Source organism: Longimicrobium sp. (assembly GCA_036389795.1).
In the GTDB taxonomy this organism is placed as follows: Bacteria; Gemmatimonadota; Gemmatimonadetes; order Longimicrobiales; family Longimicrobiaceae; genus Longimicrobium.
The window spans coordinates 111,184-118,402 of the sequence record DASVWD010000053.1; the positions used below are offsets into that span (position 1 = coordinate 111,184).

Annotated in this window: 8 protein-coding genes; 4 read left to right on the forward strand and 4 right to left on the reverse strand. The window is 71.2% G+C overall.

All coding sequences use genetic code 11. The features are described 5' to 3' along the window. Positions 1-736: 736 nt before the first annotated feature. Positions 737-1,267 (reverse strand): SH3 domain-containing protein, encoded by a 531-nt coding sequence (locus VF746_06500; GenBank protein ID HEX8692048.1) that lies wholly within the window; start codon positions 1,265-1,267, stop codon positions 737-739. 182 nt (positions 1,268-1,449) lie between these two features. Here VF746_06500 and nadC point away from each other — a divergent pair, with 182 nt between their 5' ends. Genes nadC through VF746_06515 form a run of 3 tightly spaced genes read left to right on the forward strand, consistent with a single transcriptional unit; the run spans position 1,450 to position 3,944 of the window. Continuing rightward, complete coding sequence (gene nadC / locus VF746_06505; GenBank protein HEX8692049.1) at positions 1,450-2,307, forward strand: carboxylating nicotinate-nucleotide diphosphorylase; 858 nt, start codon at positions 1,450-1,452, stop codon at positions 2,305-2,307. Further along, positions 2,304-3,119 carry a biotin--[acetyl-CoA-carboxylase] ligase gene (locus VF746_06510; protein ID HEX8692050.1) on the forward strand — a complete coding sequence of 272 codons (816 nt, stop codon included), beginning with the start codon at positions 2,304-2,306 and terminating at the stop codon, positions 3,117-3,119. Before nadC ends, VF746_06510 begins: the two co-directional genes overlap by 4 nt. A 21-nt stretch (positions 3,120-3,140) precedes the next feature. Next, on the forward strand, positions 3,141-3,944 hold the full coding sequence (locus VF746_06515) for a type III pantothenate kinase (protein ID HEX8692051.1): 804 nt from the start codon (positions 3,141-3,143) through the stop codon (positions 3,942-3,944). Between the two features lie 254 nt (positions 3,945-4,198). Here VF746_06515 and VF746_06520 read toward each other — a convergent pair whose 3' ends face one another. From VF746_06520 to VF746_06530, 3 genes are all read right to left on the reverse strand, one after another. Next, complete coding sequence (locus tag VF746_06520; protein ID HEX8692052.1) at positions 4,199-4,915, reverse strand: carboxypeptidase-like regulatory domain-containing protein; 717 nt, start codon at positions 4,913-4,915, stop codon at positions 4,199-4,201. 37 nt (positions 4,916-4,952) lie between these two features. After that, positions 4,953-5,714, reverse strand: a complete 762-nt coding sequence (locus VF746_06525; GenBank protein HEX8692053.1) for a carboxypeptidase-like regulatory domain-containing protein — start codon at positions 5,712-5,714, stop codon at positions 4,953-4,955. Positions 5,715-5,917: 203 nt separating this feature from the next. Then, positions 5,918-6,724 (reverse strand): carboxypeptidase-like regulatory domain-containing protein, encoded by an 807-nt coding sequence (locus VF746_06530; protein HEX8692054.1) that lies wholly within the window; start codon positions 6,722-6,724, stop codon positions 5,918-5,920. Positions 6,725-6,991: 267 nt separating this feature from the next. On the opposite strand from VF746_06530, the gene VF746_06535 reads away from it, so the two are divergent. Beyond that, positions 6,992-7,219 (forward strand): hypothetical protein (locus VF746_06535; protein ID HEX8692055.1); only part of this gene is annotated, 228 nt, incomplete at its 3' end.

Below are 7,219 nucleotides of genomic sequence, written 5' to 3' on the forward strand. Positions count from 1 at the left end.
TTTTAGATCGACTTGGGGCTCTGCTATATGTTAAGCTGGGCGGAACGGGCACGAAGTTGCCTTTCCATAACAGCCAAGCCGTAACAGTAATCTAGGATCAACCGTGCTGCCTCGGATAAATAGGTAGAATCAGAATAACTCAGGGGATAATTCCCGTGAGCACCTGCGTTCCCGAATTTCCGAAGGACATCAAGCAGATCGAAGACACGTTGAGGAACTACGGCTGTATTCAGCATCCACCGCATCTTCGACGATAAATTGGTGCCGATTGCATTGTAATCATCACAAATTGCTTCGAGTAACTTACGCACCGAAACAGCAAGCGTGCTCGGATTTTCTGACATAGTATCAAGAAGGTTTTTATATGCCATCTGCACTGTCTCCGGCATACCCGGAGGTACTTGCGGAATTACAGGATATAGAACCTGTGGTTTCTTGTGGAGAGGCCACGAAGCATGTCCATATTCGGTTCTAATGAGAGTGATGTTTCGACATCTCGGACAGTAATAGACGGAGTGGATTGTACCCTCAGTCCATTTCGGACCCCAGGCACTCAGGTCATCCCAGAATCGCTCCAGTCGGAGATCGGATTTTTCTGCAAGCTCTTCGAGGCCGAAGTGTCCGCAGTGCATGCAGACATTTTTGGCAGGCCAAAGTAGTTTCGGTGTTTCCTGCATAGGTCCCTATCCTCTATTCTTATCGAAGAAACTCACAAACCGCCGTCGTAAGGGTGCGATCACGAGCAGGTCGTCAGCGTGAGCGGGCACTGCGACTGCGGGTCCAGCCAGCCGGTCAGGTTCGCCACCTGCACCCGCGCCCACCCGCCCCGGCAGCCGAGCAGGGTGACCTGCGTGCCGGTGTCCAGCCGCCCCACCCTCGCGCTCCCGCGCCGGGGCTCGCGGTAGAGCGACACCGGGCCGTGGTCCGACGTGCCGGTGCCGAGCATCTGCGCGTAGACCCACCCCGGCCCCCGGAACAGGAGCGAGTCGGGCGCGGTGGCGTTCCGGATCCGCAGCCAGTTCCCACTGGCGCCGGTCACCTCCACTTCCACCGACGTATCGGAGCCGCCGGGGAGAACGGCGACGACGCGGAAGCCGGTGCCCGGCCCGGCGCGCACGTTCAGCCCGCGCGGGTCCGGGTCGATCACGTACGCGCCGATTTCGCACGCGACCGTGGTCTGGGCCGCCCGGGCCGCCGGCGCCGGCCCGCCGGCCGCGAACGCGAGGGAGCAGAGGAAGGCTGCGGAGCGGCGGGACACGACTGCCATCGGATCTCCCTGCATCGGGTGAATCGCGCTTTTGCCTCGGTCGCAACGATGAGGCTCCGCGGGGACGGGAGCAAGCAAAACGTTTCCCCACCCGCTGGGCCCGAGTCTGGCGCCCGCCCGCCTCCAGCCTCAGTTTGTCGCCTCGACCTGATCGGACACCGATTCTCCTTCACTCCCGGCGCATGCTCCTTCCTCCCGAAGCCATCACCCTGATCGAAGCCGCGCTGGCCGAGGACGTCGGCGCGGGCGACTTCACCACGCTCTGGACCGTGCCGCCCGAGCGCCGCGCCGAGGCCCGCATCGTCGCCAAGCAGCCGGGCGTCGTCGCGGGGACGGACATCGCCGTCGAGGTCTTCTGCCGCGTCGACTCGTCGCTCGTGGTCGAGGTCGTCGCCCGCGACGGGTGCGCGGTGGCGCCGCGCGAGCTGGTGATGCGGGTGCGCGGGCCCGCGCGCGGCATCCTCACCGCCGAGCGCACGGCGCTCAACTTCCTCCAGCGCCTCTCCGGCGTGGCCACCGTCACCCGCGCCTACGTGGACGCGGTGGCCGGCACGGAAGCGCGCATCATCGACACGCGCAAGACCACGCCGGGGATGCGGCGGCTGGAGAAGGCGGCCGTGGTCGCCGGGGGCGGCGCCAACCACCGCGTCGGCCTCTTCGACATGGTGATGATCAAGGACAACCACATCGCCGCGGCGGGCGGGATCGGCGCGGCGGTGGCGGCCGTGCGCCGGCAGAACGAGCGCGGCCTCAGGGTCGAGGTCGAGACCACCACCCTCGACGAGGTGCGCGAGGCGCTCGACGCGGGCGTGGACCGCATCATGTTCGACAACATGGAGCCCGGGCTGATGCGCCAGGCCGTCGAGCTGGTCCACGCCGCCGGCGACGGGCGGCCGGAGACCGAGGCCTCGGGCGGGATCACGCTGGAGACGGTAGCCGACTTCGCGGCGACGGGCGTGGACTTCATCTCCATCGGCGCGCTCACCCACTCCGCCCCCGCGCTCGACCTCTCGCTCCAGCTGGGCCCGGAGGGCGCGTGACCGACCGCCCGGCGGAGCGCTACGACGGCCTCTCCGCCGCCGAGCTTGCCGCGGGCTGGGGGCTCCCCGCCGTGCACCTGTACGGGCAGGTGGGATCGACGAACGACGTGGCCCGCGCGCTCGCCGGGCGGGGCGCTCCCGCCGGCACCCTGGTGCTGGCCGACGAGCAGGCGGCGGGGCGGGGGAGAGGGGGGAAGGGGTGGGCCTCGCCGCCGGGGCTGGGCGTGTGGATGTCGATGGTGCTGCGCCCTCCCTCCCTCTCGTCCCCCGGCCTCCTGCCGATCCTGGTGGGGCTCGCCGCCGCGGAGGCGCTCGACCCCTTCGCCCGCCCGGCGCGGGTGATGGTGAAGTGGCCCAACGACCTGCAGCTGGCCGGGCGCAAGCTGGCCGGCATCCTCTGCGAGGCGAGCTGGGAGGGGGGCGGCCCCAGCTTCGTCGTCGCCGGCATCGGGATCAACGTCCTGCACGCTCCGGCCGACTTCCCCCCCGAGCTGGGGGACGCGGCCACCTCGCTGCGCATCGCCGCCGGGTGGGGGCCGCCGCGGGGCGAGGTGGCCGGCGCGGTGGCCGCCGCCGTCTTCCGCCGCCTGGCCGAGCCGCCCGCCGCGCTGGACGCCGCGCTGCTGGCCGAGCTGGAGGGGCGCGACGCGCTCCGCGGCCGGCGGGTGCGCGTCTCCGGCCCCGAGCCGGTGACGGGCGTCGCCGAGGGGATCGGGCCGGGCGGCGCGCTGCGGGTCCGCTCTGGGAGCGCGCTGCACGCCGTCACCGCCGGCACCGTGCGGCCGGCGGACGAGCCCGCCCCGTCCGCCTGAACCTTCCCCCGAAATCCCCCGATGGACCTGGTCTTCGACGTCGGCCACAGCGAGACGGCGGTCGGCTGGTTCGAGGGCGCCGAGCTGCGCGGGCAGTGGCGCCTGCGCACCGACCCCGCCCGCACGTCCGACGAGACGGGGCTGCTCCTGCGCCAGATCCTGGCGCTGGTCCCCCTCCCGCACACCGACATCCGCTCGGTCACCGTGGGCTCGGTGGTCCCCGCCGTCACCCGCGTGCTGGAGGTGGCGTGCCGGCGCTACATCGACACCCCGGTCAACCAGGTGAGCGCGCTGGTGCCGCTGCCGATCCGGCTGGAGGTGGACGACCCGCCGGCCGTGGCGCCCAGCCGCATCGCCAACGCGGTGGCGGCGCACCGCCTCTACCGCCGCCGCGACCTGATCGTGGCCGACCTGGGCGCGGCCAGCACCTACGACTGCGTGAGCCGCGAGGGCGTCCTGGTGGGCGGGGCGGTCGCGCCGGGGATCCGCGCCGCCGCCTCCACCCTGGCCGAGTGGGCGGCGCGCCTGGGAGACGCGGGGCTCCTGCCGCCGGAGCGGGTGATCGGGCGCGGGGTGGAGGAGAGCCTGCGCAGCGGCGTGTTCTTCGGCGCGGTGGACGCGGTGGACGGGATGGTGCGCCGCCTGCGCGAGGCGTGGGGCCGCCCCGACGCGCTGGTGGTGGCCACGGGCGGCCTGGCGGAGCTGGTCGGCCCGCACTGCCGCGGCATCGCCGTGGTGGAGCCGCACCTGACCCTGCACGGCCTCAAGCTGGTGCACGACTACCACGCCCCCGCCCGCCCGCGCGCACGCCGGCCGCGGGGGTGAGGAACCCGAAACGCACCGTGCCATTTCGCAGAACGGTTCTGGATTTCCATCCACGGAAAAGCCTCACACGGAGGAAACGGAGTCAACGGAGAACACCAGCGGGTCCTCTGTTGACTCCGTCGACTCCGTGTGAGGCTCGGTTGCGGATCTTTGATCGTGAACGAAGCTCGGCAAAACGGAATCATGTCAGAGGTGAGAAAAAAGAAAGGGGGAGCCGCGACGGCTCCCCCTTCGTGTCGAATCCCCGCCGAGCGTCAGATCGTGTTCATCCGGCAGTAGGCGATCATCTGGACGCTGGCCGGCATCGGGTGGAACTTCTGCTTGGCCAGCCGCTCCAGGTACGCCGGCGTGTACGCCTGCACGAAGGCGCCGCGCCGGTACACGTTGATGCGGGCGAAGTCGCGCGGCTGGTAGATCTCCAGCGTGCGCAGGCCCCCCGGCAGCGGCGCGTCGTCCACCACCACGCACGTGCCGGCGGGGCCGCCGCGGAACGAAGAGGTGTAGGAGAGGCCCGAGCGCATCCTCACGAAGTCGGCCGCGTTGAAGGCGGCGGTGTTGGAGAGCTCCTCGACGCCGAACACGCGCGAGGAGGCGGCCACCGAGAGCCGCTGGCGCTCGATGCGGTCCACCGTGACCTCGAGCGCCTCCAGCATCACCGGGTCGGCCTTGAGCGCGATCGTCCCCAGGTCGGCGGACCGGCCGGCGGCCTCCAGGGTCACGAGCAGGGTCTCGTAGCCCATCCGCGAGACCATGATCCCGTACGAGCCGGGGCGGAGGTGGAGCTCGAACCGGCCGTCCCGGTCGGCGAGCACCCCCGCGCTGGAGCCGGCCACGTCGAGGGCGGCCGCGGCCAGCGGAGTCCCCGAGGCGGCGTCGACCACCCGGCCCGTCACCACCACGCGGTCCTGCGCGGCGAGCGGGGCGGCGGCCAGGGCCACGGCGAGGAGGGCGAAGGAGACTGGGCGCTTCATCGGCATCTCCGATCTGGAGTGGGGGACCAGGGAACCGCTACGAGAACCTGCAGAAGGCCATCATCTGCGCCTCCACCGACATCGGCGTCCAGTCGCGCTGGTTCGCCTTGCGCATGAAGGCGGTGGTGTAGATCTGGAAGAAGGTGCCGCTGCCGTACACGTTGATCCGCGCGATGTGCTGCGTCTTGTAGGCCTCCAGGGCGTCGAAGCCGCCGGGCGCGGGGGCCTCGTCCACCACCACGCACGGCCGCCGCGGCCCGCCGCGCACCCGCACGCACCCCGCGTCGGCGGTGGAGGTGGCCATGGTGAGGCAGGGGACGCGCATCAGGTTGTAGTTGGCGACGACGAACTCCAGGGCGTTCGGGTACGTGCTGCGGGCCAGCTCGTCTTCGTTGAAGCTGCGCGAGCGCATCCCCGTGCTCAGCCGCATCCGCTCCACGCGGTCCACCGTCACCTCGATCCCCTCCAGCGCGATGGCGTCGGGGGCCAGCTCGATCATCCCCACGTCGAGCGAGGCGTCGCTCACGTCCCAGGTCTCCAGCGCGGTCTCGTAGCCCAGCCGGTAGAGCGCCACGTTGTGCGTGCCGGGGCGCAGCCGCAGCCGGAACTGCCCGTCGGTGCCGGTGACGGCCTGGATGTCGGTGTTCACCACGCGCACGGTGGCGCCGGAGAGCGGCGCATGCGACTGGGCGTCGATCAGCTGCCCCACCACCACGGTGCGCGACTGCGCCCCGAGCGGTGCGGCCAGGGAGAGGGCGGTCACGGCCAGGGCCGCGAGCGAGAGGGATCGGGGGCTCATGCTGCTCCGAGGTGCTGCGGTGAAAGGGTTGCCGCGGGCGCGGCGCTTACCGGCAAGGCAGGGACTGCGTCTCATCTTCCGAACCGTCTCCGGCTCCGGCGCCGATACCCACTGGGCCCTGGGCACCGCCGGCCGGATGACTGCAAAGATCGCTCTCCACGCAGCAGAACGTTCGCGCGCGCCCCTTCGCGACACGGCGCCGCTCACGGCCGCGGGGGGTTGACGGGGCAGAACGCCGCCATCTGCGCCGCCGGGGGGAGCGGGCGGAAGCGGTAGTACTTGGCGTTGTGGAAGAACTGCTTGGTGTAGATCAGCACGAACTCGCCGCCGCGGAAGGCGGAGATGCGCGCCAGGTCCGCCGGGCGGTAGTTGGCCAGCACCGCCAGCCCGCCGGGGAGCGCCGCGTCGTCCATGGCCACGCATACGTTGCGCACCGAGCCGCGGATGCGCACGCACTCGTCGAAATCGTCGCGCCACGCGTCGAACATCAGCGGCGCCGTGCTCGAGCTGCGGCAGGGGGTGCGCACCAGGCGCAGCTGCCGGATCAGGAACTCGGCCACGCTCCCCGACCCGCTGTTCTCCAGCGCCTCCTCGTCCCAGACGATGGGCGCTTCGCCGGACCAGGTCTTGACCCGGATGCTCAGGTCGCGGGGATCTCTCGAGCTGGCGCGGACGGTGTCGAGCGCGAACTCCCGCGGCTCCAGCGCCACGGTGATGGAGAGCAGCTCGGAGCCCAGCCACCAGATCTCGGTGGCCGGCTCGTGCGCCGGGTGGTCCACCACCGCCGTGTACTGCCCCGGGGGGACGTGCAGCGTGAAGCGCCCGTCGGCGTCGGTGCGGGTGTCGTAGGGAGTCCTCACCAGGCGCACCACCGCGTCGGCCAGCGGCGCCCCGCTCTTCGTGTCCACCACGCGGCCCGTCACCCCTCCCGCGGAGGAGGTCTGCGCGCGTGCGGCCGAAGGGAGCGCGAAGAGCATGGCGGCGACCAGCGCGGGCCGGAGTGGGAGCATCCTGCGTGCGGACTTCGGGAGATGCCGCCGGGAGGAGAGAGCCCGCTGCGGCGGCCGGGGGAGGCGTGGGCAAACCCCCGGCCGGAGGGCGGCGGGGAGCCAAGTCGTTGCGGCCGAAAACGTTGATATGCCGATCACCATGAACTGTTCCGGGGAGGTGTCGCAGTTCACGGACAGCGCGCGTCCGCCGCGGCGGACGGCGGGCGTGCCGCCGTGCGGACGGAGCGCGGTTGGCGCCGCTGTCCGCCGCGGAATAGGTTACCCGCCATGATGCTCGAGGTGCAAGGAGAGCTGGTCCTCCCCGGCGACAAGTCGATCACCCACCGCGCGCTGATGTTCGCGGCCGCCGCGGACGGGGAGAGCCGGCTCCGCGGCCTCCTCCCCGGCGAGGACTGCCGCAGCACGGCCGCCGTGCTGCGCGCGCTGGGGCGCGAGGTGCCGCCGCCCCCCGCGGACGGGGGCGAGGTGCGCGTGCGCGGGCGCGGGCTCGCGGCG